Below are 19000 nucleotides of genomic sequence, written 5' to 3' on the forward strand. Positions count from 1 at the left end.
GACGCTCTGCGTCACCTCTACAGCGGACGCAGAGCGTCCGGGGCGGCATTCCCACGCAGAGCGTGGGAACGATCAATGTACCAATAATTATCGGTTTTTCCGGTAGGAACCCTCCTGTTGTTACCCATTCTCGGTCAAGTAACCAAATGTGTAACCCCGCGACCGATTTCGGGGCAAAGCGAAACGTAAAGCCTTGTTTTGGGCCGCTTCAACCCACACGGAAAATAAGATAGAACGCTACGCTTGCCGGAATAGAAGGGTTTGCGAATAATGGGCCCGTTATTTGCTACATAGATCGTTTGCCTTTCTTTTGCTTCTGCATAAACTTGCAGGGCTGTCAATGTGCTTGACCGGCTTTCTCAGTGCTTCTGTAAATTGTTGTCGCATTGAAGAAATATCGGCTTCGGGCCTGTCGTTAGAATGCCGATCACTCGCTCGTCGTTGCTTGTGTTGATTTCAACGCAAGGATTCTGGGACGCAGCATCGCTTTCAGGTTTCACCCATTCGCATATTGGGCTGTCGCTCACTCTGCCGTTTTCGCCCTTTACCGATGGAGTCCTACGATGAAGAAACTCGTGCTTCTTGGCGCCCTGGCACTGTCCGTGCTTTCCCTGCCGACATTCGCTGATGAAAAGCCTCTGAAAATTGGTATCGAGGCGGCTTACCCTCCGTTCGCATCGAAAGCGCCAGACGGCAGCATCGTTGGTTTCGACTACGACATCGGCAACGCGCTGTGCGAAGAGATGAAGGTCAAGTGCGTCTGGGTCGAGCAAGAGTTCGACGGTCTGATCCCGGCACTCAAAGTACGCAAGATCGACGCGATCCTGTCGTCCATGTCGATCACTGACGATCGCAAGAAGTCCGTGGACTTCACCAACAAGTACTACAACACCCCGGCACGTCTGGTCATGAAGGCCGGTACTCAGGTCAGCGACAACCTGGCCGAGCTCAAGGGCAAGAAAATCGGCGTGCAACGCGGTTCGATCCACAATCGTTTCGCTGAAGAAGTCCTGAAGCCGCTGGGTGCGGAAGTCAAACCATATGGCTCGCAGAACGAAATCTACCTGGACGTGGCTGCCGGTCGCCTCGACGGCACCGTGGCAGACGCTACCCTGCTGGATGACGGCTTCCTGAAAACCGACGCTGGCAAAGGCTTCGCCTTCGTTGGCCCGGCGTTCACCGACGTCAAATACTTTGGTGACGGCGTAGGCATCGCGGTACGTAAAGGCGACAAGGCTGAACTGGACAAGATCAACACTGCCATCGCTGCCATTCGCGCGAACGGCAAGTACAAGCAAATCCAGGACAAGTACTTCGCCTTCGACATTTACGGCAAGTAAATACGTCGCAGCGGTAAGTCTGAAATGGCGCAAGCAACAGGGTCTCTGAGGTTTGCGCCATTTTTTCATCCCTACTTTCGAGGACCTGAATCATGTTGAAAGGCTACGGGGCTGTCATCCTCGATGGCGCATGGCTGACGCTTGAGCTCGCCTTGTCGTCCATGGCCTTGGCCATTGTTCTGGGTCTGATCGGGGTCGCGTTGCGCCTGTCGCCGGTACGCTGGCTGGCCTGGCTGGGCGATCTGTATTCCACGGTGATCCGCGGGATTCCCGATCTGGTACTCATCCTGCTGATTTTCTACGGCGGTCAGGACCTGCTCAATCGCGTTGCGCCGCTGCTCGGCTTCAACGATTACATTGACTTGAACCCGCTGGCTGCCGGTATCGGCACCCTGGGTTTCATCTTCGGTGCGTACCTGTCGGAAACCTTCCGTGGAGCCTTCATGGCGATCTCGAAGGGGCAGGCAGAAGCTGGCATGGCGTATGGCATGAGCAGTTTCCAGGTGTTTTTCCGGGTATTGGTGCCTCAGATGATTCGCCTGGCGATTCCTGGTTTCACCAATAACTGGCTGGTGTTGACCAAGGCTACCGCGCTGATTTCAGTGGTGGGTCTGCAAGACATGATGTTCAAGGCCAAGCAGGCGGCAGATGCCACCCGCGAGCCTTTCACCTTCTTCCTCGCAGTGGCGGCGATGTACCTGGTGATCACCAGTATCTCGTTGCTGGCATTGCGTCACCTTGAGAAGCGCTACTCGGTAGGCGTAAGGGCGGCTGATCTATGATCTTCGACTACAACGTCATTTGGGAGGCTCTGCCGCTGTACTTCGGCGGTTTGCTGACTACCCTGAAATTGCTCGCACTGTCGCTGCTGTTCGGTCTGCTGGCCGCCTTGCCGCTGGGCTTGATGCGCGTCTCCAGGCAGCCGGTGGTGAACATGACCGCCTGGCTCTACACCTATGTGATTCGCGGCACGCCGATGTTGGTGCAGCTGTTCTTGATCTACTACGGTCTGGCGCAATTTGAAGTGGTGCGTGAGAGCTTCCTTTGGCCGTGGCTGTCGAGCGCGACGTTCTGCGCTTGCCTGGCCTTTGCCGTCAATACCAGTGCTTACACCGCCGAAATCATTGCCGGTAGCCTGCGCGCTACACCCAATGGCGAGATCGAAGCGGCCAAGGCCATGGGAATGTCACGCTACAAGTTGTATCGCCGCATCCTGCTGCCGTCGGCCCTGCGCCGGGCGCTGCCACAGTACAGCAACGAAGTGATCATGATGCTGCAGACCACCAGTCTGGCCTCCATCGTGACCCTGATCGATATCACCGGTGCCGCGCGCACAGTCAACGCTCAGTACTACTTGCCGTTCGAAGCCTATATCACCGCAGGCGTGTTCTACCTGTGCATGACGTTCATCCTGGTGCGCCTGTTCAAGCAGGCTGAGCGCCGCTGGCTGGGCTACCTGGCCCCGCGCAAGGCCTGATCATGGAACGTATCGATCATCCATTGCCGTGGAGCCACTTGGGCAGCGAACGCCATGTATCGGTGTTTCGCTTCGGCAGCGGCGAGCGCAAGGCCTATATCCAGGCCAGCCTGCACGCTGACGAACTGCCGGGGATGCGCACCGCCTGGGAGCTGAAAAAGCGCCTGACCGAGCTCGAAGCCCAGGGCGCATTGAATGGTGTGATCGAGCTGGTACCGGTGGCGAACCCGCTGGGCCTTGGTCAACTGTTGCAGGGTAGCCATCAAGGGCGTTTCGAGTTTGGCAGCGGCAAGAACTTCAATCGGGATTTCTTCGAGCTGAGCGAGCCGGTGGCTGCACAGCTGCAAGGGTGCCTGGGTGATGATCCGCACGCCAATATCAAGCTGATTCGGCTGGCCATGGTCGATGTGCTGGCGGCACTGCCTCCGGCGGCCAGTCAGTTGCAAGGTATGCAGCGAGTGTTGCTCAGCCATGCCTGCACGGCGGATGTGGTGCTCGATCTGCATTGCGATGCCGAGGCCGCGCTGCACATGTACGCCTTGCCACAACACTGGCCGCATTGGCGCTCGTTGGCTGCGCATTTGAATGTGCGGGTCGGTCTGCTGGCGGAAGACTCCGGCGGCAGCTCCTTTGATGAGGCCTGTTCGCTGCCGTGGCTGCGCTTGTCTCGACTGTTTGCGCAGGCGCAGATCCCATTGGCCTGTCTGGCGACGACCCTCGAGTTGGGTGGTCAGGCCGATACCGGTCGCCCGCAAGCTGAGGCGCACGCTGAAGGCATTCTGGCGTTCCTTGCCGAGCAAGGCTTGATTACTGGTGTTTGGCCGGCCCCGCAGCAGCAAGCGTGCGAAGCCATGCCGTTCGAAGGCACTGAGTTGCTGTTTGCGCCGCATCCTGGCGTGGTGAGCTTTCTCCTCCCGGTGGGTAGCTGGGTCGAAGCGGGCGAGCCGGTTTTTGAAGTGATTGATCCTTTATCCGATCGGGTCAGCACCGTGTGTGCTGGTACGGCTGGTGTGTTGTTTGCCATTGAACGGCTACGTTACGCCCAACCCGGTTTCTGGCTGGCCAAGGTGGCGGGGCGCGAAGCGCTGCGTCACGGGCGCTTGCTTAACGACTGACTGTTTTTGTGAGAACCGACCGCATGTACAAGCTTGAAGTCCAAGACCTGCATAAACGCTATGGCAGTCACGAAGTGCTCAAGGGCGTGTCCCTGGCAGCTCAGGCTGGTGATGTGATCAGCATCATCGGCTCCAGTGGCTCCGGCAAAAGTACTTTCCTGCGTTGCATCAACCTGCTCGAGCAGCCTCACGCGGGCAAGATTCTGCTGAACAACGAAGAGTTGAAGCTGGTATCGAACAAGGACGGCGCGCTGAAGGCTGCCGATCCGAAACAGCTGCAGCGCATGCGTTCGCGACTGTCGATGGTGTTCCAGCATTTCAACCTGTGGTCGCACATGACCGCGATGGAAAACATCATGGAAGCGCCGGTGCATGTGCTCGGTATGTCCAAGGTGGAGGCCCGGGAAAAAGCTGAGCATTACCTGGCCAAGGTCGGCGTTTCCCATCGTAAGGACGCATACCCGGGCCACATGTCCGGTGGTGAGCAGCAGCGTGTAGCGATTGCCCGTGCGCTGGCGATGGAGCCGGAAGTCATGCTGTTCGACGAACCGACTTCGGCGCTGGACCCGGAGCTGGTGGGCGACGTGCTCAAGGTGATGCAATCGCTGGCTCAGGAAGGCCGGACCATGGTGGTGGTGACTCACGAAATGGGCTTCGCTCGCGAAGTGTCGAACCAGTTGGTGTTCCTGCACAAAGGTCTGGTGGAGGAATGCGGCAATCCGCGTGAAGTGCTGGTTAATCCGCAATCCGAACGTTTGCAGCAGTTCCTGTCGGGCAGCTTGAAGTAATACCGTTTAACGCTCCCGTTGTGCACCGAATTAGGTCATGCTGCGCACCGCGCGCCGGATGGTCTAATTTGGTTGCTGCCGCCTTCGGCTTTTAACACTGTTTTCGTTTCGGATTGCACGCCATGACTGCCCATCGAATTGGTTTCCTGATTTGGCCCAGCACTAAAGCCTTGACGCTGGCGCTGGCTGAGGAGGCCTTGCGTGTTGCTCAGCGCGTGCATCCGGATGTTGTTTACGAACTCTCGTTTCTGCAGGCCGAAGTGCCAGCCGAAGGGGCCTGGCAATTGCCGGGTGAGCCTTGGGTCGGGAAGCTCGAAGGTTTTCAGAAGCTTTTTCTGCTGGCGGATGAACCGCCGACATCGCTTGCGCCGGCGCTCAGCAGTGCACTCAAGCAACTGGTACGCGCAGGGTGTGTGATCGGTGGTTTGTCTGCCGGTGTCTACCCGCTGGCGCAACTGGGCCTGCTCGACGGTTACCGCGCCGCCGTGCACTGGCGCTGGCAGGATGATTTTGCCGAGCGTTATCCGAAAGTCATCGCCACCAGCCATTTGTTCGACTGGGATCGCGATCGCCTGACCGCTTGCGGCGGGATGTCGGTGCTGGATCTGCTGCTGGCCGTGTTGGCTCGTGATCACGGCGCCGAGTTGGCGGGCGCCGTGTCCGAAGAGTTGGTGGTGGAGCGGATTCGCGAAGGCGGCGAGCGTCAGCGCATTCCATTGCAGAACCGCCTCGGTTCCAGCCATCCGAAGCTCACGCAAGCGGTGTTGCTGATGGAGGCGAACATCGAAGAGCCGCTGACCACCGACGAAATCGCGCAGCACGTGTGCGTGTCCCGTCGACAGCTGGAGCGGATCTTCAAGCAGTACCTCAACCGCGTGCCGAGCCAGTATTACCTGGAACTGCGCCTGAACAAGGCCCGGCAGATGTTGATGCAGACCAGCAAATCGATCATCCAGATCGGTTTGTCCTGTGGCTTCTCCTCGGGGCCGCACTTCTCCAGCGCCTACCGCAACTTCTTCGGCGCCACCCCGCGCGAAGACCGCAACCAGCGCCGCAGCAGCAGCCCGTTCGAATTGTCGTCGGTGCCTTCAGAGCGCGGCTGAGTTTCAAGCTCTGTTGTGTCTCTGGTATTGCCATCGCGAGCAAGCTCGGCTCCTACAGGTATTGCGGGACTCTTGTAGGAGCCGAGCTTGCTCGCGATGAGGCCATCACTTGCGCCGCACCTCTCAACCGCTATGTAAATCAAATTCTTCAACCCTGCCGCTATCCCCCGCAAGCAGTTTAAACTGCGCCTTTGCGACGCTATTTGTCGCATTGCCATAAACCCGGCTAAAACCGGGTTTGGCGCTATAAGAAGTTGTCGCTTGGCGGCAAGGCCAAGCTGAAAACTGTCCTTACAATCCCCCCATCGCTCGCCAGTTTCAGGCGGGTGTTCCTCTTCAGGAGACTCCGATGTCCGTTGAGCATGCTCCGGTGCAACGCGCCGATTTCGACCAGGTAATGGTTCCCAACTACGCGCCTGCTGCTTTCATTCCTGTGCGCGGTGCCGGCTCCCGAGTCTGGGATCAGTCGGGTCGTGAGCTGATCGATTTCGGTGGTGGAATCGCGGTTAACGTATTGGGCCATGCGCACCCGGCGCTGGTCGGTGCCTTGACTGAACAGGCGAACAAGCTGTGGCACGTGTCCAACGTGTTCACCAATGAGCCGGCCTTGCGCCTGGCCCATAAGCTGATCGACGCCACCTTTGCCGAGCGCGTGTTCCTCTGCAACTCCGGCGCCGAAGCCAACGAGGCCGCCTTCAAGCTGGCCCGTCGTGTTGCTCACGACCGTTTCGGCCCGGAAAAATACGAAATCATTGCCGCGCTGAACAGCTTCCACGGTCGTACGCTGTTCACCGTGAACGTGGGCGGTCAGTCGAAGTACTCCGACGGCTTCGGCCCGAAGATCGTTGGCATCACTCACGTGCCGTTCAACGATCTGGCAGCGCTGAAAGCCGCGATCTCCGACAAGACCTGCGCCGTGGTGCTGGAACCGGTTCAGGGCGAGGGCGGCGTATTGCCGGCCGAGCTGGCTTATCTGCAGGGCGCCCGCGAGCTGTGCAATGAGCACAACGCGCTGTTGGTGTTCGACGAAGTGCAAACCGGCATGGGCCGCAGCGGCGAGCTGTTCGCCTACATGCATTACGGCGTGACCCCGGACATCCTGACCAGCGCCAAGAGCCTGGGTGGCGGTTTCCCGATCGCGGCAATGCTGACCACCGAAGAACTGGCCAAGCACCTGGTGGTCGGTACTCACGGCACCACTTACGGCGGCAACCCGTTGGCTTGCGCTGTGGCGGAAGCAGTGATCGACGTGATCAACACACCAGAAGTGCTGAACGGCGTCAAAGCCAAGCACGACAAGTTCAAGACCCGTCTGCAGCAGATCGGCAAGCAATACGGCCTGTTCACGGAGGTTCGTGGTCTCGGTCTGTTGATCGGCTGCGTGCTGAGCGATGCCTGGAAAGGCAAGGCCAAAGACGTGTTCAACGCAGCAGAGCGTGAAGGTTTGATGATTTTGCAGGCCGGCCCGGACGTGATTCGTTTTGCGCCAAGCCTGGTGGTTGAAGATGCCGATATCGAGCAGGGCCTGGAGCGTTTCGAACGCGCCGTGGCAAAACTGACTCAAGCCTGATTCAGGCCGTGGTACTCCCTCAACGCCTATTCTTGTAGTAGGCGTTGAGCCAAATTCCTGTGCCGGGCCTGCCCGGCATTTTTTTCCCCGAGTTGGCACTTTTGCCGACCTGTTTTTTCAGTAAGGAGTGACACCATGCTGGTGATGCGCCCCGCGCAAATGGCTGATCTGGGCGAGGTACAGCGTCTGGCTGCGGACAGCCCGATTGGTGTCACGTCCCTGCCGGATGATATCGAACGCCTGAGCGACAAGATCGCCGCGTCCGAAGCTTCGTTCGCCGCCGAAGTCAGCTTCAACGGTGAAGAGAGCTACTTCTTCGTTCTCGAAGACACGACCACCGGCAAACTGGTCGGCTGCTCGGCGATCGTTGCTTCGGCCGGTTACTCCGAGCCGTTCTACAGTTTTCGTAATGAAACCTTCGTTCACGCCTCCCGTGAACTGAAGATTCATAACAAGATTCACGTGCTTTCCCAGTGCCATGACCTGACTGGCAACAGCCTGCTGACCAGCTTCTATGTGGTCCCGGAGCTGGTGGGTTCGCCGTGGTCGGAACTCAACTCCCGTGGTCGTCTACTGTTTGTCGCCAGCCACCCGGAACGTTTCGCTGATTCGGTCGTGACCGAGATCGTCGGTTACAGCGACGAGAATGGCGATTCGCCGTTCTGGGACGCCATCGGCCGTAACTTCTTCGACCTTAATTATGCTGCCGCCGAGCGTCTGTGCGGGCTGAAAAGCCGGACCTTCCTCGCTGAACTGATGCCGCATTACCCGATCTACGTGCCGCTGCTGCCCGATGCCGCTCAAGAAGCAATGGGTCAGGTGCATCCGCGAGCGCAGATCACCTTCGACATTCTGATGCGCGAAGGCTTCGAGACCGATCACTACATCGACATCTTCGATGGTGGTCCGACCTTGCATGCCCGTGTTTCCGGGATTCGTTCGATCGCTCAGAGCCGTGTAGTACCGGTGAAAATCGGTGAAGTCGCCAAGGGTGGCGGGCGTCAGTACCTGGTATCCAACGCACAACTGCAGGATTACCGAGCGGTAATGCTGGAACTGGACTACGCGCCGGGCAAACCGGTGACCCTGGATCTTGAAACGGCCGAAGCCCTGGGCGTCGGCGAAGGTGCCAGCGTGCGCCTGGTGGCGGTTTAACGCCTGCTGCCATGCCTATAAAGAGTGCCTGGAAAGAATCCTGGAAAGCAGTGAGTTTCGCGGGTGGCGCCACACGCCACCTGTTTGAGGAGATAGCATGATCGTTCGTCCCGTACGCAGCAGCGATTTACCCGCTCTGATTGAACTTGCCCGCAGCACTGGCACCGGCCTGACCACCTTGCCGGCCAACGAAGAGCGCCTGGCGCATCGGGTCGGTTGGGCGGAAAAGACTTTTCGCGGCGAAGCGTCACGCGGTGACGCGGACTATTTGTTCGTGCTCGAAGATGACAACGGTCGCGTCGTGGGCATTTCCGCGATTGCCGGTGCGGTTGGCCTGCGCGAACCCTGGTACAACTTCCGGGTCGGTCTGACCGTCAGCGCTTCCCAGGAGCTGAATATCTACCGCGAGATCCCGACGCTGTTCCTGGCCAACGACCTGACCGGCAACTCCGAGCTGTGCTCGTTGTTCCTGCATGCCGATTACCGCAGTGGCCTCAACGGCCGCATGCTGGCCAAGGCGCGGATGCTGTTCATCGCCGAATTCCCACAGCTGTTCGGCAACAAGATCATCGCCGAAATGCGCGGTGTGTCCGACGCCGCCGGGCGCTCGCCGTTCTGGGAAAGCCTGGGTCGGCACTTCTTCAAAATGGAATTCAGCCAGGCTGATTACCTGACCGGCGTGGGCAATAAGGCGTTCATCGCCGAGCTGATGCCAAAGTTCCCGCTGTACACCTGCTTCCTCTCCGAGGGCGCACGTAATGTGATCGGCCAGGTTCACCCTGACACCGAACCGGCGCTGGCGATGCTCAAGAGCGAAGGCTTCAGCTATCAGGGTTACGTCGACATCTTCGACGCCGGCCCGGCCGTGGAATGCGAAACCGGCAAGATCCGTGCAGTGCGCGACAGCCAGGCGCTAGTGCTGGCCATCGGCACTCCGGGTGACGACGCCACGCCATTTTTGATCCACAACCGCAAGCGCGAAGACTGCCGGATCACTGCTGCTCCAGCACGTCTCGCGGCGGGCACCCTGGTGGTCGATCAGTTGACTGCCAAACGCCTTAAACTCAATGCGGGCGATCAGGTACGTGCTGTGCCGTTGTCGGCCCAGCCAGTTTCTCGGGAGTCGAAATAATGAGTACGCTTTACATCGCTGGTGAATGGCTGGCAGGTCAGGGCGAAGCCTTCGAGTCGCTGAATCCGGTAACCCAGCAGGTCTTGTGGTCCGGCAATGGCGCGAACGCCGCGCAAGTCGAGTCTGCCGTGCAGTCGGCTCGCCAGGCGTTTGCGGCCTGGGCCAAGCGTTCACTGGAAGATCGGATCGGTGTACTGGAGGCCTTCGCCGCCAGCCTGAAAAAACACGCCGACGAACTGGCCCGCTGCATCGGTGAAGAAACCGGCAAACCGCTGTGGGAGTCGGCCACCGAAGTCACCAGCATGATCAACAAGATCGCCATCTCGGTGCAAAGCTACCGTGAGCGTACCGGCGAGAAGAGCGGCCCATTGGGCGACGCCACCGCCGTATTGCGCCACAAGCCACATGGTGTGGTCGCGGTGTTCGGCCCGTACAACTTCCCGGGTCACCTGCCGAATGGGCATATCGTTCCGGCACTGCTGGCCGGTAACTGTGTGTTGTTCAAGCCAAGCGAGCTGACCCCGAAAGTCGCCGAGCTGACGGTCAAGTGCTGGATCGAAGCCGGTTTGCCGGCTGGCGTGCTGAACCTGCTGCAAGGCGCTCGCGAAACCGGGATCGCCCTGGCGGCCAATCCGGGTATCGACGGCTTGTTCTTCACCGGTTCCAGCCGCACCGGCAACCACCTGCATCAGCAGTTCTCCGGTCGCCCGGACAAGATCCTGGCGCTGGAAATGGGCGGCAACAACCCGCTGGTGGTCGATCAGGTCGCTGACCTCGACGCTGCGGTCTACACCATTATTCAGTCGGCCTTCATTTCTGCCGGTCAGCGTTGCACCTGCGCCCGTCGTTTGCTGGTGCCGCAAGGCGCCTGGGGCGACACGCTGCTGGCGCGCCTGGTGGCGGTCAGCTCAACGATTGAAGTCGGCGCGTTCGATCAGCAACCGGCACCGTTCATGGGCTCGGTGATTTCCCTTGGCGCCGCCCGTGCGTTGATGGAAGCTCAAGAGCACTTGCTCGGTAACGGCGCCGTGGCGCTGCTGGAAATGACTCAACCGCAGGCCCAGGCGGCCTTGCTGACACCGGGCATTCTCGATGTGACTGCGGTCAGCGAGCGTCCGGATGAAGAGCTCTTCGGTCCGCTGCTGCAAGTGATCCGCTACGCTGACTTTGAAGCTGCGATCGCTGAAGCCAACGACACGCAATACGGTCTTGCGGCAGGTTTGCTGTCGGATTCCGAGGCGCGTTATCAGCAGTTCTGGCTGGAAAGCCGCGCCGGTATCGTCAACTGGAACAAGCAGCTGACGGGGGCTGCGAGCAGCGCACCGTTCGGTGGCGTGGGTGCCTCGGGCAACCATCGCGCCAGTGCTTACTACGCGGCGGATTACTGCGCGTACCCGGTAGCCTCGCTGGAAACACCGAGCCTGACGTTGCCGACGGCGTTGACGCCCGGCGTGAAGCTTTCGTAAGACGCCTCTGGCGTCTTATCGCGAGCAAGCTCGCTCCTACAGGTTCAATGCAATCCATGTAGGAGCGAGCTTGCTCGCGATGACCGCGAAGCGGTCGAATCAAATATATAACAACAGATTTTCGTGGAGCCTCGCTGATGAAATCCTATGAAGTCAATTTCGACGGTCTAGTGGGGCCGACCCATAACTATGGCGGTCTGTCCTACGGCAACGTTGCGTCCCAGAGCAACAGTCAGCAGTCCTCCAATCCCAAGGAAGCGGCGCTGCAAGGCCTGGCGAAAATGAAAGCGCTGATGGAAATGGGCTTTCAACAAGGCGTCCTGGCTCCGCAAGAACGCCCGGATGTGGCGGGCCTGCGTAAGCTGGGTTTCAGTGGCAGCGATGCTCAAGTAATCGAGCAAGCCGCCAGGCAGGCAATGCCATTGCTGGTCGCCAGCTGCTCGGCCTCGAGCATGTGGGTGGCCAACGCCGCCACGGTCAGCCCGAGCGCCGATACTGCAGACGGTCGCGTGCATTTCACCGCCGCCAACCTCAACTGCAAATACCACCGCAGCATCGAACACCCGACCACCAGCCGCGTGCTGGGGGCAATGTTTGCTGATCAGAAGCACTTCGCCCATCACGCCGCGTTGCCGGCAGTGGCGCAGTTCGGTGACGAAGGCGCGGCTAACCACACACGTTTCTGCCGTGAATACGGCGAGGCCGGTGTCGAGTTCTTCGTGTTCGGTCGCAGTGCGTTCGACACCCGTTACCCGGCCCCGCAAAAGTACCCGGCACGCCAGACCCTGGAAGCATCGCAAGCGGTCGCGCGCCTGCACGGCTTGAGCGATGACGGTGTGGTCTATGCCCAACAGAACCCGTCGGTGATCGATCAGGGCGTGTTCCATAACGACGTGATCGCGGTGGGCAACGGCGAGGTGCTGTTCTATCACGAGGATGCGTTCCTCGACACCGAGCCAATGCTTGCTGAGTTGCAAGCCAAGCTGGCCAAGCGCGGCGGCAATTTCAAAGCGATCTGTGTGCCGCGTTCCCAGGTGTCGGTAGAAGACGCCGTGCGTTCGTACCTGTTCAACAGTCAGCTGCTGTCGCGCGCCGACGGTTCAATGCTGTTGATCGTGCCGCAAGAGTGCCAGAACAACGACCGCGTCTGGCAGTACCTGCAAGGCCTGACCGGTTCTGGTGGTCTGATCCGCGAAGTGAAAGTCTTTGATCTCAAGCAGAGCATGCAGAATGGTGGCGGCCCGGCGTGTCTGCGTCTTCGCGTCGCACTGAATGAAACCGAGCTGGCGGCGGTCAACCCAGGGGTTATCATGACCGCGCCGTTGTACGGCACGCTGACCCAATGGGTCGACAAGCACTACCGCGACCGTCTGAGTGAAACTGATCTGGCGGACCCGCAATTGTTGCTTGAGTGCCGGACGGCACTGGATGAACTGACGCAAATCCTTAAACTGGGCGCGGTTTATCCATTCCAGATCAATTGAAAGCCCACGCCCGGCTCAAACAGCGCCGGGCGTGCAGCTTTATCCCAGATGAGAGCGTAATAATGAGCGATACCCTGCAGCTGATCCTTGAAGACACCGACGGCACTCAGCTGGAAACCTCCTGCACCCGCGTTGCGGTGATGTGGCAAGGCAAAGAATTGTGGATTCAGCACGACGGCCGCGGCCAGTTGCTGATCGGTGTAGATGTTGAAGAAGGCGACGCTGAGTACGCCAACCTGCTGTTGCGTCCATTGGCGACTAATCTGGTAAGTCTGCAACTGGAAATGGAACCGGCCGAAATCGGTGACGAAGACCACGTGCACGGCCCGGATTGCGCACACGACCATTAAGGAAATCGCTCTATGCTCGCCCTCGGCAAACTGCTTGAACTGACCCTCGCCGGCCGCGAACCGGCGGAGAAGACTCAACTGACTGTCGAAGGCGTGCGGATGCGCTGGCTGAGCGAAGGTGCGCTGGAAGTCCGGCCGCCCGAGGCTCGCGACAATGGCCTGGATCTGCTGTTGTCAGCCGGTATCCACGGTAACGAGACAGCGCCAATCGAGCTGCTCGACCGTCTGTTACATGAAATCGCCCGTGGTGAGTTGAAACCACGCGCACGCATTCTGTTCCTGTTCGGCAACCCCGACGCCATGCGTCACGGCGAGCGTTTTGTCGACCAGGACGTCAACCGGCTGTTCAACGGCCGTCACGAACTGACGAGTGGTTCGGAAGCCTTGCGCGCTTGTGAGCTGGAGCGTCTGGCAGCGAGCTTCTTCAACCTGCCGGATCGCAGCCGTTTGCACTACGATCTGCACACCGCGATCCGCGGCTCGAAGATCGAGCAATTCGCGCTGTATCCCTGGAAGGAAGGTCGCCAGCATTCACGCCAGGAGCTGGTTCGCTTGCGCGCCGCCGGTATGGAAGCGGTGCTGTTGCAGAACAAACCCTCCATCGTTTTCAGTTCGTACACCTACGACAAGCTCGGTGCCGAGTCCTTCACCCTCGAGTTGGGCAAGGCCCGGCCGTTCGGGCAGAACCAGGGGGTTAATGTCGAACGCCTGGAAACCCGTCTGAAGCAGATTATCGAAGGCAACGAGCCGTCGTTGGCGGACGAAGGGTTGAACGGCTTGCAGCTGTTCAGCGTGGCGCGGGAAATCATCAAGCACAGCGATGCATTCCACCTGAACTTACCGGCGGATATCGAGAACTTCTCGGAGCTGGAAGTGGGTTATCTGCTGGCCGAGGACATCGCCCAGACGCGCTGGATCGTCGAAGAAGAGGGCGCGCGGATCATTTTCCCTAACCCGAAGGTCAAAAACGGGTTGCGGGCGGGGATTCTGATAGTGCCAACCACCGCCGACGATCTTGCTTGAATGATCGTTCCCACGCTCTGCGTGGGAATGCCTCACTGGACGCTCTGCGTCCGCTCTGGATTGTGACGCGCAGCGTCACGGGCTGCATTCCCACGCTCTGCGTGGGAATGATCGGTCATCAAGCTTTTGACGCTTAAACCGCTACCGCACGCTGCTCGCTACGACGCAACACACGCGTCTTGTGCAACGTATCGGCACAGGTCTTTGCCGCTTCCTGGCCTTTATGCAGGAAGTGTTCAAAGAAGAACTTCTGATGTTCTTCGCCTGCATGGAAGTGGTGCGGGGTGAGCACGACCGAAAATACCGGCACTTCGGTTTCCAGCTGAACCTGCATCAGGCCGCTGATCACCGACTGGGCGACAAACTCGTGGCGGTAGATCCCGCCGTCCACTACCAGCCCGGCAGCGACGATGCCGGCATAACGGCCGGATTTGGCCAGTAGCTTGGCGTGCAGCGGGATTTCAAAGGCGCCGCCGACTTCGAAGAAATCGATATCACTTTCCTGATAGCCCTGGACGAGCATTTCGGCGACGAAGCCTTTACGGCTCTGATCGACAATGTCCTTGTGCCAGCAGGCCTGGATAAACGCGACGCGCTCGCCGTGGTGGCTTTTGCTCTTGCTATCGATTGCGGTGGGTTGCATCTGTTCTGACTCCTGTTTGTGTGAAAAACAGGGCGTTATGAATCGAAGGGGATTTAAGGGTACGTTCCGGTCAATCGTGCAGGTATACGCACGAGTACCTTGAGACGGCCCTTTGGCGCCAATCCCGTTCTCTCTTCATCCGGACTATGACCGTCGGCCCCGGGATCACACCGGGTCTGCTGACCTTGCCGACGCACACTGCCCAAGCTGTTCGTGTCACCAAGCGCTCGCGGGCTATGCGCATTGCGCGCAATTACCGCCGGTGGGGAGTTACACCCCGCCCTGAGAACGTTGCCACCAGGATTTCTGGCGGCGGAGAGTTTTTAACATATATTTCTGAACAGCGCATCGCTGCTTTCTGATGATACGAATCGAATTTTCCGTTCGCTTGAGCAGGCTTTTCTTACCCGAAGCCTTGACTATCGAGTGCGACGACCGCAGTAATCGAGTTCGAAAGGGATTTTCCCGTTTAGTTAGCCGCGACGTTCACGTCCTATTGCCGAGGCCTGTTCCATGAGAGTTATCGATCTTCGTAGCGACACAGTGACCCAACCGACTGCCGGGATGCTCCACGCAATGGCAACGGCCGTCACCGGTGATGACGTGTACGGCGAAGATCCCACGGTGAACCGGCTTGAAGCCGAGCTGGCCAGGCGTCTGGGCTTTGCTCAGGCGCTGTTTGTACCCACTGGCACCATGAGCAACCTGCTCGGGCTGATGGCCCATTGTGAGCGCGGCGACGAATATATCGTCGGCCAGCAGGCGCACACTTATAAGTACGAAGGCGGCGGGGCGGCAGTGCTGGGTTCGATCCAGCCGCAGCCGCTGGAGGTCCAGCCCGATGGCTCGCTGGACCTGGCGCAGGTGGCTGCGGCGATCAAGCCGGACGACTTCCATTTCGCCCGTACCCGCTTGCTGGCCCTGGAAAACACCATGCAAGGCAAGGTCCTGCCATTGGAGTATCTGGCCCGAGCGCGCAGCTTTACCCAGGAACATGGCCTCTCCCTGCATCTGGATGGCGCGCGGTTGTACAACGCAGCGGTTAAACTGGGTGTCGACGCACGGGAGATCACTCAGCATTTCGATTCGGTGTCGGTTTGCCTGTCCAAGGGCCTCGGCGCGCCGATTGGTTCAGTGCTGTGCGGCACGGCCGAGTTGATCGCTAAGGCACGGCGGCTGCGCAAGATGGTCGGTGGCGGCATGCGCCAGGCCGGAATTCTCGCGGCGGCGGGGCTGTATGCGCTGGATCATCAGGTGCAGCGTCTGGCCGATGACCATCTCAACGCCCGGTTGCTGGCTGAGGGCTTGCTCGACGCCGGTTATGGGGTGGAGCCGGTGCAGACCAATATGGTTTATGTTCAACTGGGTGACAAAGCCGAAGCGCTGAAAGCCTTCGCCGCTGAGCGTGGGATCAAACTCAGTGCGGCCCCGCGGTTGCGGATGGTCACCCATCTGGACGTCAGTCGCGCACAGATCGAGCAGGTTGTAGCGACTTTTATCGAATTTTCTCGCAACTGACGGTGTTGGTCGTCCAATTGACTGTCTGTATCGTACAAACACACTGTACCTGGTCACTAACGCCGATATAATGCGGCCCTTTGCCGTCGCTCCGTCTTTTGACGTTTTGCACAGGCCTTTGGCCGCAGTCTCCGTGGAAGAACCTAATGAAAAGCGCAGAAATCCGTGAAGCCTTCCTTCGCTTCTTCGAAGAGCAAGGCCACACCCGTGTAGCCTCCAGCTCTTTGATTCCGGGCAACGACCCAACCCTGCTGTTCACTAACGCGGGGATGAACCAGTTCAAGGACTGCTTTCTGGGCCAGGAAAAGCGCGCCTACACCCGCGCTGTCAGCAGCCAGAAGTGCGTACGCGCCGGCGGCAAGCATAATGACTTGGAAAACGTCGGTTATACCGCTCGTCACCACACCTTCTTTGAAATGCTGGGTAACTTCAGCTTCGGCGATTACTTCAAGCGTGATGCGATCACCTTCGCCTGGACCTTCCTGACCTCTGTCCTGAACCTGCCCAAGGACAAACTCTGGGTCACGGTCTACGCCAGCGATGATGAAGCCTATGACATCTGGACCAAGGAAGTCGGGGTTCCGGCTGAACGTATGGTCCGTATCGGCGACAACAAAGGCGCGCCGTACGCTTCCGACAACTTCTGGACCATGGGCGACACCGGCCCGTGCGGCCCTTGCACCGAGATTTTCTACGATCACGGCGCCGACATCTGGGGCGGCCCACCAGGTTCGCCGGAAGAAGACGGCGACCGTTACATCGAAATCTGGAACAACGTGTTCATGCAGTTCAACCGCACTGCCGATGGCGTGCTGCACCCGCTGCCGGCGCCGTCGGTGGATACCGGCATGGGCCTGGAGCGAATCAGTGCCGTGCTGCAGCACGTCCACTCGAACTATGAAATCGACCTGTTCCAAAGCCTGCTGAGTGCTTCGGCCAAGGCCATTGGTTGCACCAACGACAGCCAGGCTTCGCTGAAAGTGGTCGCGGACCACATTCGTTCCTGCGGTTTCCTGATCGCTGATGGCGTGCTGCCATCGAACGAAGGTCGCGGCTACGTGCTGCGCCGGATCATCCGTCGTGCTTGCCGTCACGGCAATAAGCTGGGCGCCAAGGGCAGCTTCTTCTATCAGATCGTTGCGGCACTGGTCGCCGAGATGGGCGAGGCGTTCCCTGAACTCACGCAAAACCAGGCGCACATCGAGCGCGTACTGAAAGCTGAAGAAGAGCAGTTTGCCAAGACCCTGGAGCAGGGCCTGAAGATCCTCGAGCAGGATCTGGCCGAGCTCAAGGGCGACGTGGTACCGGGCGATGTGGTGTTCAAGTTGTACGACACCTACGGTTTCCCGATGGACCTGACTGGCGACATCGCCCGTGAGCGCAGCCTGACGATCGATGAAGCAGGTTTCGAGCGCGAGATGGAAGCCCAGCGCGTGCGCGCGCGTTCCGCCAGCTCGTTCGGCATGGACTACAACAGCCTGGTCAAGGTTGATGTGGCCACCGAGTTCACCGGCTACACAGCCACCAGCGGTTCGGCCAACGTTGTGGCTCTCTATAAAGACGGGCAATCGGTCGACGTGTTGAGCGAAGGTGAAGAGGGCGTGGTGGTTCTTGACCAGACCCCGTTCTACGCCGAGTCGGGCGGCCAGATTGGTGATTGCGGGTTCTTGATGACCAGCACGCAGGCCGGTGTTGCGCGCTTCGATGTGCGCGATACCACCAAGACCGGTGGCGCGTTCCTGCACCACGGTGTGTTGGCTTCGGGCAGCTTGACCGTCGGTGCGCCGGTGCAGGCTCAGGTCGATGCAGACGTGCGTCATGCCACTTCGCTGAACCACTCCGCGACGCACTTGCTTCACGCCGCTCTGCGCCAGGTACTGGGCGAGCACGTGCAGCAGAAAGGTTCGTTGGTTGACAGTCAGCGCCTGCGCTTTGACTTCAGCCACTTCGAAGCGATCAAGCCAGAGCAGTTGAAAGCCCTGGAAGACATCGTCAACCACGAAGTGCGTAGCAACACCGAGGTCGAAACCGAAGAAACCGATATCGAAACCGCCAAGCAAAAAGGCGCCATGGCGCTGTTTGGCGAGAAATACGGCGACAGCGTGCGCGTGCTGAGCATGGGCGGTGATTTCTCCGTCGAGCTGTGCGGCGGTATCCACGCCAATCGCACGGGCGACATCGGCCTGCTGAAAATCATCAGCGAAGGCGGTGTGGCCTCTGGCGTTCGTCGTATTGAAGCGGTCACTGGTGCTGCGGCGCTGGCGTATCTGAACGCCGCTGATGAACAACTCAAGGAAGCCGCGAGCCTGGTCAAAGGCAGTCGCGACAACCTGATCGACAAACTGTTGTCTGTGCTTGAGCGCAACCGTCTGCTGGAGAAACAGCTCGAGCAGTTGCAGGCCAAGGCCGCGAGCGCTGCCGGTGATGACTTGTCGGCACAGGCGTTGGACGTCAAGGGTGTGAAGGTGCTGGCCGTGCGTCTGGACGGTCAGGATGGCAAGGCGTTGTTGGCCTTGGTCGATCAATTGAAGAACAAACTCGGCCGCGCAGTGATCCTGCTCGGCAGTGTGCATGAGGAAAAGGTCGTTCTGGTTGCAGGCGTGACCAAAGACCTGACTGGCCAACTCAAAGCCGGTGATTTGATGAAGCAAGCCGCTGCGGCAGTGGGCGGGAAGGGCGGCGGTCGTCCGGACATGGCGCAAGGCGGCGGTATCGACGCCAGCGCGCTGGATGCCGCACTGGCCCTGACCGTACCGTTTGTAGAGCAGGGTATCTAAGGCTCCAAGCCGGGCCCGTCGTCTAGTGGCGGGCTTCGGACCTGCGTAGTTTGAATGAT

16 protein-coding genes and 1 riboswitch are annotated in these 19000 nt (G+C 59.4%); of the genes, 15 read left to right on the forward strand and 1 reads right to left on the reverse strand.

The features are described from left to right. Positions 1-563 precede the first annotated feature (563 nt). From AC07VR_RS13775 to astE, 13 genes are all read left to right on the forward strand, one after another. Positions 564-1340, forward strand: coding sequence for an ABC transporter substrate-binding protein (locus AC07VR_RS13775; RefSeq protein WP_495011535.1), 777 nt, complete (start codon positions 564-566; stop codon positions 1338-1340). Positions 1341-1432: 92 nt separating this feature from the next. Continuing rightward, on the forward strand, positions 1433-2122 hold the full coding sequence (locus tag AC07VR_RS13780) for an ABC transporter permease (protein ID WP_494992727.1): 690 nt from the start codon (positions 1433-1435) through the stop codon (positions 2120-2122). Next, positions 2119-2817 (forward strand): ABC transporter permease, encoded by a 699-nt coding sequence (locus AC07VR_RS13785; RefSeq protein ID WP_494992728.1) that lies wholly within the window; start codon positions 2119-2121, stop codon positions 2815-2817. Before AC07VR_RS13780 ends, AC07VR_RS13785 begins: the two co-directional genes overlap by 4 nt. A gap of 2 nt (positions 2818-2819) precedes the next feature. Then, positions 2820-3932, forward strand: a complete 1113-nt coding sequence (locus AC07VR_RS13790) for a succinylglutamate desuccinylase/aspartoacylase family protein (RefSeq protein WP_494992729.1) — start codon at positions 2820-2822, stop codon at positions 3930-3932. 23 nt (positions 3933-3955) lie between these two features. Then, the gene (locus AC07VR_RS13795) at positions 3956-4720 is read left to right on the forward strand and encodes an ABC transporter ATP-binding protein (RefSeq protein WP_494992730.1); all 765 of its coding nucleotides are present in this window, start codon (positions 3956-3958) and stop codon (positions 4718-4720) included. Between the two features lie 122 nt (positions 4721-4842). Next, entirely contained in the window at positions 4843-5823 is a 981-nt protein-coding gene (argR, locus tag AC07VR_RS13800) for a transcriptional regulator ArgR (RefSeq protein ID WP_495011536.1), read from the forward strand. A gap of 349 nt (positions 5824-6172) precedes the next feature. Beyond that, a complete protein-coding gene (locus tag AC07VR_RS13805) occupies positions 6173-7393 on the forward strand; it encodes an aspartate aminotransferase family protein (RefSeq protein ID WP_495011537.1) in 1221 nt (406 codons plus the stop codon). A gap of 135 nt (positions 7394-7528) precedes the next feature. Then, on the forward strand, positions 7529-8548 hold the full coding sequence (gene aruF / locus AC07VR_RS13810) for an arginine/ornithine succinyltransferase subunit alpha (protein ID WP_494992733.1): 1020 nt from the start codon (positions 7529-7531) through the stop codon (positions 8546-8548). A gap of 97 nt (positions 8549-8645) precedes the next feature. Beyond that, positions 8646-9680 carry an arginine N-succinyltransferase gene (gene astA, locus AC07VR_RS13815; RefSeq protein ID WP_494992734.1) on the forward strand — a complete coding sequence of 345 codons (1035 nt, stop codon included), beginning with the start codon at positions 8646-8648 and terminating at the stop codon, positions 9678-9680. Then, positions 9677-11146: a succinylglutamate-semialdehyde dehydrogenase gene (gene astD / locus AC07VR_RS13820; protein ID WP_495011672.1), complete on the forward strand. Its 1470-nt coding sequence runs from the start codon at positions 9677-9679 to the stop codon at positions 11144-11146. The genes astA and astD overlap by 4 nt, the downstream gene beginning before the upstream one ends. A gap of 137 nt (positions 11147-11283) precedes the next feature. Further along, positions 11284-12630: an N-succinylarginine dihydrolase gene (gene astB, locus AC07VR_RS13825; protein WP_495011538.1), complete on the forward strand. Its 1347-nt coding sequence runs from the start codon at positions 11284-11286 to the stop codon at positions 12628-12630. Between the two features lie 62 nt (positions 12631-12692). Beyond that, positions 12693-12980: a hypothetical protein gene (locus tag AC07VR_RS13830; RefSeq protein WP_007943895.1), complete on the forward strand. Its 288-nt coding sequence runs from the start codon at positions 12693-12695 to the stop codon at positions 12978-12980. 12 nt (positions 12981-12992) lie between these two features. Further along, the gene (gene astE / locus AC07VR_RS13835; protein ID WP_494992736.1) at positions 12993-14003 is read left to right on the forward strand and encodes a succinylglutamate desuccinylase; all 1011 of its coding nucleotides are present in this window, start codon (positions 12993-12995) and stop codon (positions 14001-14003) included. 133 nt (positions 14004-14136) lie between these two features. Here the strand turns inward: astE and AC07VR_RS13840 are convergent, their stop codons facing one another. After that, on the reverse strand, positions 14137-14646 hold the full coding sequence (locus tag AC07VR_RS13840; protein ID WP_494992737.1) for a 6,7-dimethyl-8-ribityllumazine synthase: 510 nt from the start codon (positions 14644-14646) through the stop codon (positions 14137-14139). A 122-nt stretch (positions 14647-14768) separates the two neighbouring features. Beyond that, a riboswitch (FMN riboswitch) is annotated at positions 14769-14940 on the reverse strand. 219 nt (positions 14941-15159) lie between these two features. Here AC07VR_RS13840 and ltaE point away from each other — a divergent pair. Next, a complete protein-coding gene (gene ltaE / locus AC07VR_RS13845; RefSeq protein ID WP_494992738.1) occupies positions 15160-16164 on the forward strand; it encodes a low-specificity L-threonine aldolase in 1005 nt (334 codons plus the stop codon). A gap of 146 nt (positions 16165-16310) precedes the next feature. Further along, positions 16311-18941, forward strand: coding sequence for an alanine--tRNA ligase (alaS, locus tag AC07VR_RS13850; protein ID WP_494992739.1), 2631 nt, complete (start codon positions 16311-16313; stop codon positions 18939-18941). Positions 18942-19000: the final 59 nt, after the last annotated feature.

This window comes from Pseudomonas sp. GW821-FHT02H09, assembly GCF_059421425.1.

Coding starts and splice junctions, on each gene's coding strand:
- AC07VR_RS13780 (WP_494992727.1), top strand. CDS start 1,433: ATGTTGAAAGGCTACGGGGCTGTCATCCTCGATGGCGCATGGCTGACG.
- AC07VR_RS13805 (WP_495011537.1), top strand. CDS start 6,173: ATGTCCGTTGAGCATGCTCCGGTGCAACGCGCCGATTTCGACCAGGTA.
- alaS (WP_494992739.1), top strand. CDS start 16,311: ATGAAAAGCGCAGAAATCCGTGAAGCCTTCCTTCGCTTCTTCGAAGAG.
- astB (WP_495011538.1), top strand. CDS start 11,284: ATGAAATCCTATGAAGTCAATTTCGACGGTCTAGTGGGGCCGACCCAT.
- AC07VR_RS13790 (WP_494992729.1), top strand. CDS start 2,820: ATGGAACGTATCGATCATCCATTGCCGTGGAGCCACTTGGGCAGCGAA.
- aruF (WP_494992733.1), top strand. CDS start 7,529: ATGCTGGTGATGCGCCCCGCGCAAATGGCTGATCTGGGCGAGGTACAG.
- AC07VR_RS13795 (WP_494992730.1), top strand. CDS start 3,956: ATGTACAAGCTTGAAGTCCAAGACCTGCATAAACGCTATGGCAGTCAC.
- ltaE (WP_494992738.1), top strand. CDS start 15,160: ATGAGAGTTATCGATCTTCGTAGCGACACAGTGACCCAACCGACTGCC.
- AC07VR_RS13830 (WP_007943895.1), top strand. CDS start 12,693: ATGAGCGATACCCTGCAGCTGATCCTTGAAGACACCGACGGCACTCAG.
- argR (WP_495011536.1), top strand. CDS start 4,843: ATGACTGCCCATCGAATTGGTTTCCTGATTTGGCCCAGCACTAAAGCC.
- astE (WP_494992736.1), top strand. CDS start 12,993: ATGCTCGCCCTCGGCAAACTGCTTGAACTGACCCTCGCCGGCCGCGAA.
- astA (WP_494992734.1), top strand. CDS start 8,646: ATGATCGTTCGTCCCGTACGCAGCAGCGATTTACCCGCTCTGATTGAA.
- AC07VR_RS13840 (WP_494992737.1), bottom strand. CDS start 14,646: ATGCAACCCACCGCAATCGATAGCAAGAGCAAAAGCCACCACGGCGAG.
- AC07VR_RS13785 (WP_494992728.1), top strand. CDS start 2,119: ATGATCTTCGACTACAACGTCATTTGGGAGGCTCTGCCGCTGTACTTC.
- AC07VR_RS13775 (WP_495011535.1), top strand. CDS start 564: ATGAAGAAACTCGTGCTTCTTGGCGCCCTGGCACTGTCCGTGCTTTCC.